This window comes from Staphylococcus argensis (genome assembly GCF_002902305.1).
In the GTDB taxonomy this organism is placed as follows: domain Bacteria; phylum Bacillota; class Bacilli; order Staphylococcales; family Staphylococcaceae; genus Staphylococcus; species Staphylococcus argensis.
In genome coordinates this window covers 611231-627338 of the sequence record NZ_PPPX01000001.1, presented here as the reverse complement: position 1 = coordinate 627338, position 16108 = coordinate 611231, and the positions used below count along the sequence as shown (strand labels likewise).

At 38.2% G+C, this 16108-nt stretch carries 14 protein-coding genes and 1 tRNA gene; 2 read left to right on the top strand and 13 right to left on the bottom strand.

The window, feature by feature from the left end:
- Window positions 1-4: 4 nt before the first annotated feature.
- Window positions 5-436 carry a division/cell wall cluster transcriptional repressor MraZ gene (gene mraZ, locus CD039_RS03145; RefSeq protein WP_002472823.1) on the bottom strand — a complete coding sequence of 144 codons (432 nt, stop codon included), beginning with the start codon at window positions 434-436 and terminating at the stop codon, window positions 5-7.
- 149 nt (window positions 437-585) lie between these two features.
- On the bottom strand, window positions 586-2199 hold the full coding sequence (gene bshC / locus CD039_RS03140; RefSeq protein WP_103371082.1) for a bacillithiol biosynthesis cysteine-adding enzyme BshC: 1614 nt from the start codon (window positions 2197-2199) through the stop codon (window positions 586-588).
- Window positions 2200-2428: 229 nt separating this feature from the next.
- On the opposite strand from bshC, the gene CD039_RS03135 reads away from it, so the two are divergent.
- On the top strand, window positions 2429-2875 hold the full coding sequence (locus tag CD039_RS03135; RefSeq protein ID WP_103371081.1) for an N-acetyltransferase: 447 nt from the start codon (window positions 2429-2431) through the stop codon (window positions 2873-2875).
- 92 nt (window positions 2876-2967) lie between these two features.
- Here CD039_RS03135 and CD039_RS03130 read toward each other — a convergent pair whose 3' ends face one another.
- Window positions 2968-3648: a YjjG family noncanonical pyrimidine nucleotidase gene (locus tag CD039_RS03130; RefSeq protein WP_103371080.1), complete on the bottom strand. Its 681-nt coding sequence runs from the start codon at window positions 3646-3648 to the stop codon at window positions 2968-2970.
- A gap of 308 nt (window positions 3649-3956) precedes the next feature.
- Here CD039_RS03130 and CD039_RS03125 point away from each other — a divergent pair.
- Window positions 3957-4030: transfer RNA gene (locus CD039_RS03125), tRNA-Arg, on the top strand.
- 285 nt (window positions 4031-4315) lie between these two features.
- Here the strand turns inward: CD039_RS03125 and CD039_RS03120 are convergent.
- The 10 genes from CD039_RS03120 to CD039_RS03075 all read right to left on the bottom strand — a co-directional run bounded on the left by CD039_RS03120 (window position 4316) and on the right by CD039_RS03075 (window position 16108).
- Window positions 4316-4936 (bottom strand): hypothetical protein, encoded by a 621-nt coding sequence (locus tag CD039_RS03120; protein WP_103371079.1) that lies wholly within the window; start codon window positions 4934-4936, stop codon window positions 4316-4318.
- Window positions 4937-5429: 493 nt separating this feature from the next.
- Window positions 5430-5945 (bottom strand): metallophosphoesterase family protein, encoded by a 516-nt coding sequence (locus CD039_RS03115; protein ID WP_103371078.1) that lies wholly within the window; start codon window positions 5943-5945, stop codon window positions 5430-5432.
- On the bottom strand, window positions 5942-6526 hold the full coding sequence (locus CD039_RS03110; protein WP_103371077.1) for an XTP/dITP diphosphatase: 585 nt from the start codon (window positions 6524-6526) through the stop codon (window positions 5942-5944). Before CD039_RS03110 ends, CD039_RS03115 begins: the two co-directional genes overlap by 4 nt.
- On the bottom strand, window positions 6526-7338 hold the full coding sequence (racE, locus tag CD039_RS03105) for a glutamate racemase (protein WP_103371076.1): 813 nt from the start codon (window positions 7336-7338) through the stop codon (window positions 6526-6528). The genes CD039_RS03110 and racE overlap by 1 nt, the downstream gene beginning before the upstream one ends.
- Window positions 7339-7824: 486 nt before the next feature.
- On the bottom strand, window positions 7825-8625 hold the full coding sequence (gene sdhB / locus CD039_RS03100) for a succinate dehydrogenase iron-sulfur subunit (RefSeq protein ID WP_103371075.1): 801 nt from the start codon (window positions 8623-8625) through the stop codon (window positions 7825-7827).
- Complete coding sequence (gene sdhA / locus CD039_RS03095; protein WP_070502930.1) at window positions 8625-10391, bottom strand: succinate dehydrogenase flavoprotein subunit; 1767 nt, start codon at window positions 10389-10391, stop codon at window positions 8625-8627. The genes sdhB and sdhA overlap by 1 nt, the downstream gene beginning before the upstream one ends.
- Window positions 10392-10442: 51 nt before the next feature.
- Window positions 10443-11057 carry a succinate dehydrogenase cytochrome b558 subunit gene (locus tag CD039_RS03090; protein ID WP_103371074.1) on the bottom strand — a complete coding sequence of 205 codons (615 nt, stop codon included), beginning with the start codon at window positions 11055-11057 and terminating at the stop codon, window positions 10443-10445.
- Between the two features lie 311 nt (window positions 11058-11368).
- Window positions 11369-13159 carry an excinuclease ABC subunit UvrC gene (gene uvrC / locus CD039_RS03085; RefSeq protein WP_103371073.1) on the bottom strand — a complete coding sequence of 597 codons (1791 nt, stop codon included), beginning with the start codon at window positions 13157-13159 and terminating at the stop codon, window positions 11369-11371.
- Window positions 13160-13361: 202 nt separating this feature from the next.
- Window positions 13362-13676 (bottom strand): thioredoxin, encoded by a 315-nt coding sequence (gene trxA, locus CD039_RS03080; RefSeq protein WP_002472830.1) that lies wholly within the window; start codon window positions 13674-13676, stop codon window positions 13362-13364.
- 80 nt (window positions 13677-13756) lie between these two features.
- Window positions 13757-16108, bottom strand: a complete 2352-nt coding sequence (locus tag CD039_RS03075) for an endonuclease MutS2 (protein WP_103371072.1) — start codon at window positions 16106-16108, stop codon at window positions 13757-13759.

Genomic DNA, 16108 nt, shown 5'->3' with positions numbered 1-16108 from the left:
CATTTTAAAAATCAAAATCAATTAAATCTTCAGCAATATCCTCGAAACTTTCTTCTGATTCATCGTAGAAGTTATTCCAAGTTTCACGATCCCAAATCTCTATACGATTTGAAACCCCAATTACTGTACATTCTTTCGATAAATTAGCGTATTGTCTTAAATTCTGTGGAATATTAATACGCCCTTGCTTATCTAACTCTACTTCGACAGCACCGGAGAAGAACATACGCATAAATTTACGCGCATCTTTCTTGGTCATAGGTAAGGTTCTCATCTTCTCTTCAATCGTCTGCCATTCTTCCAAAGTATAGCCGAATAAGCATTTATCAAGGCCTCGTGTGATGATAAAACGTTCATTGAGATCATAGCGAAACTTCGAAGGCACGATCATACGGCCTTTCGTATCAAGCTGATGCTCGTATTCACCCATGAACATTCTACCTCACCTCACCTTCCATATATATAATTTACCACATCTCCCCACTATCCTCCACTATTTATATAAAATTTACCCGAATTCTTTCAAATAGACATAAAAATAGCCCGATCTGCAATGATAGCAAATCGGGCAAACCTCTACGTACTCTAAGGTTTAACGATAATATGATCAAATGTGTAAGGAAGTGGTGGATAGGTGGAGGGACTGAACACATCTGTCCCAAATTCATTCATAATTTGGAGTGGATTCCAAATTCTTTCTTGTAAACCACCCATCGCGTGGAGCGTTGATTCAATTTCTCTGAAATGCGTCATACTAATATGATTTTCTCTTTCAATATTTAGTAAATAACGTTGGATAAGATAATCATATTGGAATTGGTGAATCTCATTATTTTTATCAAGTAGAACTGTATTATCGTGATTATCATCTAATTCTCGTTGGAGAGATTGGTAAAGCGCCTCTTGTTGTACTTTCATCTCTTCAACTTTATTGATAAACGTATCTGAAGCTTGTGCTCTGACAAATTCATCTTTATGACGTGTTGCACCTTCTTCAATAACCTCTTCAAGCGGAATGTCGTAACGTTGTAATAATTTCTCCACTCTCGGATTGAGATAACTGATACGCATACGTGGTAAGACGATAGGCATTTCTACTTCTAGTGTCTTAAAGACTTGTGCAAGTTCGGCCCAGTATTTAATCTCGCTTGGCCCGCCAACGAAAGTGACCGTGTTGAATAACCACTCTTCCATCACAGGACGTGTCACTACGTTGTTAGATAAACGTTCTGGGTGCGTTTCTACTATATTAAGTAGTTCTTCTTTAGATAACGTCTCCTGACTTTTATTCAACTTAAACTTCCCATCTTCATAAATGAGTAACTCTCGCGCTTGGTCGTGTTCGAGAAATAGGTGTACATTCGTTTCTGTTTGAATCATCTGCTCAAGACCCGCTTCAATCGTCTTACTCTGCCCTTGTCTAAAAGCAGTATCAACAGACTGATGTTGTTCAATAATACGTTTAAACATTGGTCGTTCGAGATGTCGTAACTGGGAATCATGTGCATCGATAAGTAATATACCGTATTCTTTGAAGACCTCGTGCACAAGCGCTTTAAAGATATCTGACCAACTGTCGAAATCAGCAATAATCTTATGACACATATCTCTGAGTGGACGGGAAGCTTGAGTTTCATTCAACTGTTTAAAGAAATCGTCCACAGCTTGCTTAAGTTCGCCTTTATCAGGACGATAATGAGAAACACACGTTTCAGGTGGCTGTAATGTATGATATTTCACCTTATGTAATTGGGCATCGCTTTGATTAAAGACGTATGTGTGATTGACTTCATCAAAGTCGTGATCTTCCCCAGCGATCCAGAACACAGGTACAACTGAATGATCATACTTATCGCGTAAAGATTGCGTCAATGTGACGATGGACATTATTTTATGAAAAGTATAAAGAGCGCCGCCTAAAAAACCTGCTTGTTGGCCACCAATAACTACTTTAGCGCCATTAGCAAGTTGAGAAATATTCTCTTGTTGTGCATCAGTTAGCGACAAATCACTCATAAAGTACTCGATTATTTCAGCTAAAGCCTCTTCTCTACCATTGTTTGGACTTTGAAGTCGAGTAGCATAACTTTCCTCTGCCATAGCATTGTAATTGATAAATTGAGTCACGTGTTCATCATTATGTGCGATGCTAGTGATAAATTGATTGTCGTCTTTAAGTTTAAGCGTCTTACAGTCCATACCTATTCTCCTTAGTCATTCTGTTCTATTTCAGTATAAAGATTATAGTAATATTTGACAATTATACGGCTTGCTATATATGGGAGAGAATAAGAAAAATTTCACCATTGTAATCGGTAATATATATTAAGGCCACAACAATTATCCAAAGATGATAAATTATAAAATTTTGTCATCATAATTCACTTTACGGTATAATGGTATTAAATCAATTCAAGGGGGAAAGAATATGAGTGACGTAAAGCGTCTCGATATTAATTACAAGACCGACGAACTTTTCGAAGATTTCAGGAACTTCGGGAACAAAGATCTATTTATGGTTGATGAACTGCGTGGGGAAATGATCGATGCTAGTTCAGACTCTCCATTCTACGGCATATACGTAGGTGATCGTCTTGGCGCTCGTATGGCACTTTATCGTAAAGGTAAAGTGGAAGAAGTTTATTTCCCTAAATATGATGATTACTTAGTATTATGGAAACTTGAAGTTCTCAAAGCATTTCAAGGTCGTGGCTATGGTCAAGCACTACTCGACTATGCCAAGTCACATAACTTACCAATCAAAGTTATTGCACGTAATAAATCTAAAGATTTCTTCTTGAAACATGGCTTCGAAGATACAGGTGAACAGAACCAAGAAGGCAACGATGTACTATTGTGGACACCAACTAAATAATAACAATCAGAGTTGATGATTGAGGTCAATTGCTTAACACTTGCACTTACTCACCTTTCATCAACTCTTTTTTATTGGTTTTTAATCAAAACTTATTTTAAGTGAACAAGTTGGTCAAAGCTCTGAATTGTGTAATCAGGTTGAATGTCAGAATCATTGACCTTGTCTCGGCCGTTGTACCAACAAGTGCGAATTCCAGCATTGATGCCCCCTTGAATATCAGAAGTTAAAGAATCACCAACAATGATTGCATCTTCTCTTCTGTCGTTGCCAATATGATTGAATACGTAATCGAAAAACTCAGGCTTAGGTTTTTGAGATCCTGTATCTTCAGAGATGAAGATATCTTTGAAGATCGTTTCGAAAGGCGTTTGTTTCAAACGACGTAATTGCGTAATGCGCACACCATTCGTCACGATATAGAGGTCGTAGTGATTTTTAAGAATATCTAAAGTAGTTAGCACGTGCGGCATGTACTTCACTGTCGCTTTCGATAACGCAGTGCGATACTCATGATCAACTTTCGGACCATCAACTTCGATATCGTATCTCGCAAAGAAGTTTCGGAAACGGTGGTTCAACACTTCTTCCTTATTGAGCTCTCCTCGTTGGAAAGCTTCCCAATGCGCCTGATTCACTCGCATAAACGTTTGTAAATCAGATTCAGTAGCTTCATTTAGATAATCTTTAGCTATTGTGTAAAAAGCTTGAATTTCTGCATCTATAAAGTCTACTAACGTATCATCAAAATCAATAAGCATGGTCGGTTTCATAATACAATCCCTTTCTCTCTTTAAACTACTCATTATTGAACTATATTATATTCGTTGCGAGAAAGAAAGTGGAGGATAATGAAAACTTGAAAGTCAATATATGGAAGTTGCCTAACTTGAAAGATTAAGTGATGGTAGATATTAAAAAGAAGTAGTATTCATAATCCAACACATCGCTATTAGAGTATTACTAGTAAATCAATGCAAATCGCTTACATAAGTGAAAAATCTACATAATTTTCACTGATTGATGTATTGCTTTCTTGTAGCGATTTAGTTATAATAAATGTTGTGTTAAAAAACGTTATGTCCTGGTAGCTCAGCTGGATAGAGCAATGGCCTTCTAAGCCATCGGTCGGGGGTTCGAATCCCTCCCAGGACGTTTTTTGGTTATCGCTCGTTATATCTCGTGATTAGAAACGTTGATATAACGGGCTTTTATTATATATCGATGTATATGGTTTTCAACTGTATTTAGATTTTTACGCCAACGTAATATACATAAAAAGGCTACCTACTCGGATAGCCTTTTTTTATAACGGTTAGATTCAAACTTCTTGTTATTTAATAAGAAACTAAGTTGTTTTCTGTTTTTGTTCAATAGAAGAACAGCTTTTTTCTCTATACTTTTCACGCTCGTAACTATAATAAATTAACTAGTGATAATTTAATATATACCAAAAACTCTCCCTGCTAATCCAAGAATACCTACACTAATACCAACACCCCAACGTAACATAGAATATTTCAAGTTATTGACATGAATTTCCATCTTTTGATCTATTAAATTACCGATATTCGCTTCCAAGCTTTGACAGTGCTCTCGTATTTCTTCTCTAAATTGGGTATTACTGTCAATCAATTCTTTTCGAAGCCTGAGTTGTTCTTCTTTAAATTCTTTATTACTCTCTTGTATTTCTTTTTTGAACTGCTCGGTGTTTTCTCGCATTTCTTTTTTGAATTGCTCAGTATTTTCTCGTATTTCTTTCTTAAATTGACTATTGGTTTTTATTAATACCTCATAAGACTTTTCTTGATTGGCAATGATTTTTTTGTAATATTTTTCATTTCTATCTGCGCTTTTCTCTTGGCTCTGTTGAAATTGCTCATTACTTTTTTCTATTCTCTCGATTCTATCTTCCTGTATTGCTGTACATTTTTCATTGTCTTCTTTCATAGTTTTCTGTATCTCTTGCGTTTCAACTAATTCTAATTTTATATCACGTGTATCTTTTTCTAATCGCGTCAAGCGTTGGTGATGCTTCTTTAAGATGCTTTGATTGCTCATTCGCATCCCTCCCTAGTCTTTGATTGTCTGTTTCATGTTTGGTAAAAGGGCAAAGTGCAAGTGTATTGTTTAGTATTATTATATACCATCCCCACCGAAAGTAAAGTGTTTTATATTACATTATTTTTATAAATTCATTTTATTAAAAAATGCGCCGGACTCTTATCAGATTTCAAAAATCGCATAAAAAATCCCGCCTCATAAAGAGACGGGTTAGAAAGTGTGTAAACATGAATAATATCCTTCACACACAAAAACTGTTCATATACCTGTAGGATTCTCACCTACAATTTCATTATAACATATAATTTAGTTCAAACATACTTAATATTAGAATGATTTTAAAGTAGAAGAAAATCAATTATAGTTCCAAAAATAAAACCCTAGCTTCCATTCTAAGTACGAAGGCTAAGGTCTTATCGTCAATAAAATAACACTATTACTTAATATACCCTAACTAAGTCGTATTAAACAAGTTAAATTGATATTTCTTTTAGCGATTTAACTCAAATTGTACTTCATGAATGACTTCATGCTTACGATTCTTAAACTCTACATGTCCTTTACCTGTCTCATCGTCGATTGTCACAACGGCATAAGTTTCCTCTACTCGACTGCGAGATTGAGAAATACTTCCAGGGTTAATCACATGCACGCCATCAATTTCTTCATATCTCGCTACATGCGTATGACCATAGAATGCAAAGTCGCAGTGATGCATCTTAGCTTGATTCACTAATATGTCACGCGTACGGTTCACTTGATGCACATGACCATGTGCGCAGAATGCACGAATGCCATTAATAGAGACAATTTCTTCTGCCGGGAATTCAGGGTAGAAATCCGTGTTCCCTTTGACTCTGACGAAGCGACTGAGTTCCGTATCATCATAAGTAAATTGGGAATCGCCTAGATGAATTGCTTCATCACAATCTTCATTATGCGTGAGCACATCATGTAATATACCTGCTTCAGTATGATTATCGCTAATTAATAATAATTGAGTCATTGCGCTTCACCTTTTAAATAAGCTTCTAACTGATCAATCGCACGACGACGATGACTAATTTCATTTTTCTCTTCAGCACTAAGCTGAGCCATCGTTTGACCTTTATCCGGCACGTAAAAGATTGGATCGTAACCAAAGCCATGTTCACCAATTTTACCTAACGTAATTTCACCCTGAACTGTACCTCTAAATTGTACTGTTTCCTCACCTGGGGCACTCATACTAACTACACATACAAATTCAGCTGCTCGATCTTTCGTATCGCCGAGTTCAGACAATACTTTCTCAATATTTGCGTCATCATCTTTCGAAGCACTTGCATAACGTGCAGAATACACGCCTGGTGCGCCATTTAAAGCATGAATTTCTAACCCGCTATCATCAGCAATCACACGTTTATTAAGTGCTTGAGCTGCAGCCTCAGATTTAAGTCTAGAATTCTCTTCAAATGTTGTACCTGTTTCTTCGACATCAAAATCTTCGATAAGCTCTCCAATACCAATCACGCGATATTGAGGAAATATTACCTTAAAATCATTAATCTTTCCTTTGTTGCTAGAAGCAATCACTAAATCTTCCATTAATCCTCATCTCCTTGTACGACTTCAATTTGTTCTACTGTGACGTCTAAACCAAGCCACTGTTGGATAATATATTCAATGTGTTCTGTATCTCCAGTTGCAAAAAAGCGATGTTTCGGAGATGTCTTATAGCCAGCATGTTCACTACTAAATGTGAGCAATGCACTCACTTCACGTGCAGTTTCTAAACCTGATGAAATCACGGTCTTCTCACCGTCAAAATAATTGTTAATTTGTTGATAGATTAAAGGATAATGGGTACATCCCAGAATTACCGTATCTGCATCACTATGTCGCCATTGCTTTAACGTTTGATGTATCACAATACTTGTAATCGTTGGATCTTTATAGCGTAACTGCTCAACCATTGGCGCGAAACCAGGACAAACGACCCCTCTCACCTTAATATTAGGGTTGATACGAGTGATCTGATGTCGATACGCTTCTGAACGTATCGTTCCTTCAGTTCCAAGTACGAGCACACTGTTATTCTGTGTTGTCATAATCGCTGTACGCGCACCTGGTTCAATTACCCCTACTACCGGTATATTGAGCATCTCTTGCAACGTATCCAATGCCACAGCTGTTGCAGTATTGCATGCGATGACGAGCATTTTGATTTCATATTGCATCAGCGTATTCGCAAGTTCAATAGAGAACTGTCTTACTTCTTCAGCCTCTCTAGGGCCGTATGGACACCGTTTGACGTCCCCTAAATAGTATATCGTTTCATTCGGTAACTGACGCATTATTTCTTTCGCTACGGTCAGCCCACCTACTCCGGAATCAATCACACCGATAGGTCTATCCATTATTAAAAACTTCCTTATTATGTATTTAATATCATTTTAGCACAACATGATTTATAGCTTCATTTACTTCGCTTATTTAACGAAAATGAAATATAAATCAAAGTTATATCATTTTCAATATAATGACTCTCGCTTGCTAATGGGACCACACTCAACTAATTCTTTTCGCTCAAAGAGCTCAAAGAATGGATTTTCGTTGTGGTCTTAAATCCATCTAGCGTCTCGAGTCGACATTGAAAATATTAAAAAAGATTCATCTTAAGCGCCATTTTCATCTATTTCAAACACTAATTTCTGTTAATATTCCAGGCTCATTATAAAATTCGAAACCTATTTTTAAATTTAATTCAACTGCTATATAGAAAAGATATCTAGTGTAATATTCTAAGTAGTAGTATCATTCTCAAATTAAACAGTAGTAATATTCCTTTTATTATAACGAAAAAGACCCGGCAACTGCCGGGCCCTTGCGATGACGCAATGATATTAGTCTACTTTATGGTCTGAACCAAAGAATGACTTGAACATATGGAATGAAGTTTCTCTGTTCATAGCCGCGATAGATGTTGTAAGTCGGATACCTTTAGGACATGCGTTCACACAGTTTTGAGAGTTACCACATGCTTGAAGGCCTCCGCCACCCATTAAAGCATCTAAACGTTCATCTTTAGTCATTGAACCTGTTGGGTGTAAGTTGAATAAGCGAACTTGAGAAATCGCTTGTGCACCCACGAAGTTATTGTTGCTTGTTACGTTAGGACATACCTCTAAACATACACCACAAGTCATACATTTAGATAATTCGTATGCTGTTTGACGTTTCTTCTCAGGCATACGAGGTCCTGGTCCTAAGTCGTAAGTACCATCGATTGGTACCCAAGCTTTCATACGTTTCAAGTTGTCGAACATTCTAGAACGGTCAACTTGTAAGTCACGAATAACTGGGAATGTACTCATTGGTTCAAGTTTGATTGGTTGTTCTAATTGGTCAATGATCGCTGAACATGATTGACGCGCTTGACCATTGATAACCATAGAACATGCACCACAAACTTCTTCAAGACAGTTCATATCCCAAGTAACCGGTGTTGTTTTTTCACCTTTAGCGTTAACTGGATTTCTACGGATGTACATTAAACATGCAATCACGTTTAAGTTCTCTTTATATGGAATCTCAAACTCTTCATAATAAGGTTTAGACTCATTATTATCTTGACGTTTGATGATTAATTTAATTGGCTCTTTTTGCTTTTGTTGAGGTTGTTGGCTTTGAGTTTGTTCTGCCATTATTTTTTACCTCCTTTAGACTTTTTAGTGTAGTCACGTTTACGAGGTTCAATAAAGCTGATATCTACATCTTCATAAGTGAATTTAGGCGCTTCGTGCTTACCTTGATATTCAGCTAATGTTGTCTTCAACCATTCATCGTCGTTACGATCTGGGAATTCTGGTTTGTAGTGTGCACCACGAGATTCATTACGGTTGTATGCACCAATAGTGATAACACGTGCTAATTGTAACATGTTCCATAATTGGCGAGTGAAGAATACTGCTTGGTTACTCCAAGTTTGAGTATCTTCAATATCGATATCTTCGTAACGTTTCATTAACTCTTGGATTTTCTTATCTGTTTCAAGTAATTTCTTGTTATCACGTACAACTGTTACATTAGCTGTCATGATTTCACCAAGTTCTTTATGCAATTTGTATGCGTTCTCTGAACCTTTCATGTTGAGTAATTTATCGAAACGTTCTTGTTCTTCTTGAACACGACGTTCATAAATACTGTCATCCATATCTTTGTATGTGTCTTCGATATCTTCTACGTATTTCACTGCGTTTGGACCAGCAACTGTACCACCGTAGATTGCTGATAATAGCGAGTTGGCACCTAAACGGTTACCACCATGTTGTGAGTAATCACATTCACCTGCAGCGAAGAGACCTTTAATGTTAGTCATTTGATCGTAGTCTACGTATAGACCACCCATTGAGTAGTGTACTGCTGGGAAGATCTTCATAGGTACTTTACGTGGGTCATCACCAGTGAATTTTTCATAAATCTCGATGATACCACCCAATTTAACGTCTAACTCATGTGGGTCTTTGTGAGATAAGTCAAGGTAGACCATGTTTTCACCGTTGATACCTAATTTTTGGTTTACACAGACATCAAAGATTTCACGTGTCGCGATGTCACGTGGTACCAAGTTACCATAGTCTGGATATTTCTCTTCTAAGAAGTACCATGGTTTACCATCTTTATAAGTCCAAATACGTCCACCTTCACCACGTGCAGACTCACTCATGAGACGTAATTTGTCGTCACCAGGGATTGCAGTTGGGTGGATTTGGATAAATTCACCGTTCGCGTATTTCGCACCTTGTTGGTAAACAACAGATGCAGCTGAACCAGTGTTAATCATTGAGTTTGTAGTCTTACCGAAGATGATACCAGGGCCACCTGTAGCCATGATTACCGCATCTGAACCGAATGATTTGATTTCAGATGAAGTCATATCCTGCGCTACGATACCTCTCGCACTGTCATCTTCGCCTTTAACGATACCAAGGAATTCCCAACCTTCGTATTTCGTTACTAAGCCGTCTACTTCAAAGCTACGTACTTGTTCGTCTAATGCATAAAGAAGTTGTTGACCTGTAGTTGCACCTGCGTATGCAGTACGGTGATGGAGTGTTCCACCGAAACGACGGAAGTCTAATAAACCTTCGTTTGTACGGTTGAACATAACACCCATACGGTCTAATAAGTGGATGATCTTCGGCGCAGCTTCAGTCATTGCTTTAACTGGTGGTTGGTTTGCTAAGAAGTCCCCACCATAAACTGTATCGTCGAAGTGAATCCAAGGTGAGTCACCTTCACCTTTCGTATTAACTGCCCCGTTAATACCACCTTGCGCACATACTGAGTGCGAACGTTTAACTGGAACAAGTGAGAATAAATCTACGTGTGCACCTTGTTCCGCTGCTTTAATTGTTGACATCAGACCGGCAAGTCCTCCACCGACAACAATTATTTTTTTCTCTGCCATAAATTGTCACTCCCCTAGTTATACTCTAAAGACTAAATTAAACTTATATATTTATACGAACGCGATAATTGCACTTACACCAATGTAACCTAAGATGAGGAATACAATTAAAGATACCCAAGTGAAGACACGTTGAGAGAACTTAGATTGTAATACACCCCAAGTTACTAAGAATGACCATAAACCATTTGAGAAGTGGAATACTACAGATAAGATACCAATGATGTATGCGATTAACCAACCAGGATGTTGTGCAAAGTCATGTACCATATTGTAGTTCACTTCGTGGCCACCAAATGCTTTTTGAAGACGTGTTTGCCATAGGTGAATCGCAATAAAGATAAATGAAATGATACCAGTTATACGTTGTAAGAAGAACATTACGTTTCTGAATTGTGAATAATGTCCAACGTTAACTTGTGCCGTAAATGCGATATGTACCCCATACACACCGTGATAAACTAATGGAATATAAATGAATAAGAATTCCAATACGATTAAGAACGGTAGTGATTCCATAAATCCTGCTGCATGGTTGAAAGCTTCAGCCCCTTTAGTTGCTTGATGGTTAACAAGCAAGTGGATAAGTAAAAATCCACCGATAGGGATTACGCCTAGCAGCGAGTGCAGACGTCTAAGATAGAATTGATTTTTTGTATAAGCCAAAAGGAAGTCCCCCCTGAAAAACTATTAATTTCGATTTCTTTTTTAGATATCTTTTTTTACGCCCTAAAATGATGCAGTCGTGTTCACTAACTCGCTTCCATCACTTATTTCCAAAACCATCCTATATTGTATGCCCAAATGATTGATGATTACATTTAAATCACATCACGAATAGGTTTAAAAATAAGAGATAATATTTCTCAATTAGAAAACGCTTCCACATATCTTAAAAAAAAGAAATCTGCTTTATACACATTGTAACACTAATTAGAGGACTTTTGGGCATGAGAATGATTCTCATACCCTAAAATTTAAGATTTTTTCTCCTCTAAAGCTGCTTGTAGGTTTTCTGCAACCTTTTGCGGTAAACCTGCGCCTTTCAAATCTTCAATTGGTGCTTCTCGCATCTTTTTAATAGAACCGAAAGTACGCAAGAGGCGCGTCTTACGTTTCGCTCCTATACCATCGACAGTATCCAACACGGATTTCAAACCGGATTTCTGTCTTGTCTGACGATGGAAAGTAATGGCGAAACGATGCACTTCATCTTGAATGCGTTGAAGTAGATAAAAGGCCTGACTATTCTTCTTCAATGGTACAACTTCAGCTTGTTCACCATAAAGAATTTCAGACGTACGGTGTTTGTCATTTTTACGCAAACCTGCAACCGGGATATCCAAACCTAACTCATTCTCGAGCACATCGATTACGCCACTCATGTGTCCCTTACCACCGTCAACGATGATTAAATCGGGTAACGGCGTGCCCTCATTGAGCACACGTGTATAACGACGACGCACGACTTCGCGCATCGATTTGTAGTCATCAGGACCTTCCACAGTCTTAATCTTGTACTTCCGATAACCTTTCTTATTAGGCTTGCCATCGACGAAAGACACCATTGCGGATACAGGATCGACACCTTGAATATTCGAGTTATCAAACGCTTCAATTCGTATAGGTGTTTGAATACCCATACGGTCGCCTAACTCCTCGATCGCTTTTACTGTTCGTGATTCATCTCGCGCGATGAGTTCAAATTTGTTATCCAGTGACACTTCTGCATTGTGATTGGCCAGATCGACCATTTCTTTCTTTTTACCACGGACAGGTTGCACAACCTTAGTATCTACAACTGATTTAATGATATTTTTATCTAAATTCTTCGGTACATGAACTTCTTTTGGCAATAAATGCTGGTTGAGTTCGTAGAATTGACCGATAAACGTATAGAATTCCTCTTCTTCAGTTTGCTGCAAAGGAATCATCGTCGCATCGCGCTTGATCATATTTCCTTGACGAATAAAGAAGACTTGCACACACATCCAACCCTTCGACACACTGTAGCCAAAGACATCGCGTGTAGATTTGTCGGGTGACATAATCTTCTGCTTGCGCGTGAGATTATGGATATGCTGAATCAAGTCACGATATTCTTTCGCTTGTTCAAAATCTAAATCTTCACTCGCCTTTTGCATGCGATTTTCGAGATTTTTTAAAATGGTCTGATCCTCACCATTTAAGAAATCGCTAATTTCACGTGTCATTTCTGCATATTTTTCTAAATCTACATCATAGACACACGGTCCGAGACATTGCCCGATATGATAATAAAGGCAAAGTTTATCCGGCATTTTGTCACATTTGCGGAATGGATAAATGCGGTCCAGCAACTTTTTCGTTTCTTGCGCAGAGTAAGCATTTGGATAAGGTCCAAAGTACTTTCCTGTACCTTTTTTAACTCTACGGGTCACGACGAGTCGTGGATATTTCTCTTTCGTAATCTTAATGAAAGGATAGCTTTTATCATCTTTCAGCAGAATATTATAACGAGGCTGGTATTGTTTGATTAAATTCAGTTCCAGTAATAGTGACTCTGTTTCATCAGAAGTCACGATAAACTCGAAATTGCGAATTTCTGCCACTAAGCGCGTTGTCTTCGTATCATGCGCCCCCGTGAAGTAGGAACGTAGACGATTACGCAGCTTTTTCGCTTTTCCCACGTAAATCACTTGGTCATTACGATCTTTCATCAAGTAACAACCTGGCTCCATGGGAACGACCGACAACTTATTCTTAATTTCTTCCTTATACGTTTCCATCATGTACCTCCCTTCTCAAAGCGTAGTTTATTCCGCACAAATAAGCCTGGGATACCATTCCCAGAGCATCACGTTAGCTTCATACCCTTGTATCTCAACTTTAGACGGCCTTTGATTGAATTTCTGAAAATAATCTGCTTCATCTTACAGTTAAAAAAGGCTGAAACATCGTGATGTCTCAGCCTACTGGGTCGTCATTTAATTATAGATGTTTCTCAATTACTTCAGCTAAGTTCTCTTTAGGTTGGAACCCTACTACTTTATCTACAGGTTCGCCATCTTTGAATAAGATTAATGTTGGAATACTCATTACTTCAAATTTAGCTGCTGTTGATGGATTTTCATCTACGTCTAATTTTAAAATGTTTGCTTTTCCGTCGAAGTCTTCGGCAAGTTCTTCTAAAACTGGTGCAATCATTTTACATGGTCCGCACCAAGTTGCCCAGAAGTCAACTAAGTTTACGCCTGATTGAATGTTTTCATCAAAGTTTGAATCAGTTACTTTTACGATTGCCATAAATGCCAATCCTCCTTAATATCAAATGATGTGGAAATTATAACAGAATTTGACCATTACTGCATACCTATTGCTCAACATTATTTCAACTGCGCCACTGTCACTCCGAAGCCACCTTCGCTCGGCATTCCATTACGATATGAAGCAACACTTTTGTGTCGTTTCAAGTGTTCTTGAACGCCTTTTTGTAAAGCGCCGGTACCTTTACCATGAATAATATACACTTGTTCATAATTGCTGAGCACAGCTTGATCTAAATATTGATCGAGTTCTACGAGTGCTTCTTCATAACGATAACCTCGTAAATCGAGTTCCATTTTCACATTTTGGCGATTGTGACGTTTAACCATTTTAGTAGGTTGCTGTTTCTCTTTTTTCTTTTTCTCTAAATCTTTGAGCGGTAATTTCATCTTAATAATACCCATTTGTACGACCGCTTCATCATCGCCTACGAGTTCTAACACTTCACCTTTTTGACCATACGTTAAGACTTTTACTTCATCACCAGCATGGATTTCATCCCATTTTTGTTTTTTGACATCTTTTTTGAGTGATTTTTCTTCATATTGATCCTCAAGATGTTTTTTCTTGTCGATGAGTTCGTGTTCTTTAACGTCAGCACCTTTTTTGTCACGCATGTGACGTAAGTCTTTTAAGATTTGATCGGCTTCTTTCGTCGCAGCTTTCACACGTTGGTTTGCCTTGTCTCGTGCTTCGTTCATGAGATGTTGTTCATAATTTTTGAATTTCGTGTACTGCTGTTCTAGTTCATCATGTGTGTCTTGTGCTTCTCGTAAAAGTCGATCGAGTTCAATGCGTTGTTCATCGACACGTTTAGAGTTCTTCTCGAGTGATTCAATCATATTATTAATTTCTTGTTCATCATGCCCAATCATCGTCTTCGCTTTAGAAATAATCTTCATACCTAACCCGAGCTTTTTAGAAATATCGAAAGCGTTGGAACGACCAGGTACACCCATTAACAATTTGTATGTCGGACTTAACGTATTCACGTCAAATTCCACACTCGCATTCATCACACCTTCTCGATTGTAGCTATACGCTTTCAGCTCAGGATAGTGTGTCGTCGCCATCACGAGTGAACCGATATCATGTACGTAATCCAGAATACTCATCGCTAATGCCGCACCTTCGCTTGGATCCGTACCTGCACCGAGCTCATCAAAAAGAATCAAGCTATTCGGTGTCGCTTCTTCAAGAATAGAGACGATGTTCTTCATATGAGAAGAGAAAGTCGATAGTGACTGCTCGATAGATTGTTCATCACCGATATCACAGTACACATTTTCAAAAATACCTAACTTACTTCCATCTAAAGTAGGAATCAGTAAACCTGCTTGCGCCATAATAATGATGAGGCCTAACGTCTTGAGCGTAACCGTCTTACCACCTGTGTTTGGACCCGTAATAATCACGGTTTCAACGTCCTCTGCAAACTCAATCGTATTGGCTACCACCGTCTCTTGGTCTAACAGCGGGTGGAATGCTTTCGGCAAGTATACAGAACGGTCCTCAGTAAATTCAGGTTTCGTCGCTTTAATCTTACGAGCATAGCGTGCTTTCGCTGTCAGGAAATCGATTTGACCCATAATTTGCTCAGCAGTCAAACAACCATCTGCCTCAGCGGCAACTTCAGCTGTCAATTCGGTCAATATACGCTCGCGTTCTACCGCTTCATCGTTGCGTAAACGACTGATTTGGTTGTTCATCTCTACTACTGAGGAAGGCTCGATATAGAGCGTTTGACCCGAAGAAGATTGGTCATGCACGATACCGTTGAAATCTTGGCGATACTCCGCTTTAACTGGAATAACGTTACGATCGTTTCTCACTGTCACAATCGCGTCTGACAGTTTCTTCTGATTCGATTGACTCTTAACGATCTTATCTAAATTCTGACGTATGCGATGTGATGTACTCGAAATCTTACTGCGAATACTTTGAAGTGTCGTACTCGCATGATCATATAAATCGTGCGCATCACACTTATCATGAATCGTGCGATACAAGTCTGTTAACACCGGCAGCTGATTCATGCGGTCATGCAAGATAGGATAGTGAACGACCTCTTCATCGTCTTCCAATAGTTGTGCGTAAAATGTCTTGAATTGATTCTGAACTTGAATCAAACGTTTAATCGTATTCAGCTCTGATACATTTAAGACACCACCGATTTGAGATCGACGTATGAACGGTTTAATTTGAGATAACCCACTGAGGCTAGGTAAACGCAATTTATTATAGATTTGAGCGATTTCATCTGTTTCATCCATTTGAAATATGACAGTTGAACGGTCGACTTGAGGTGCCATCTCTCGAGCTTTAACTTGACCCAAGTCGCTGACTGCTTCTTCTTCAACCATCGTTTTAATCTTATCGAATTCTAAGACATCTAGTGATTTTTGTCTCAT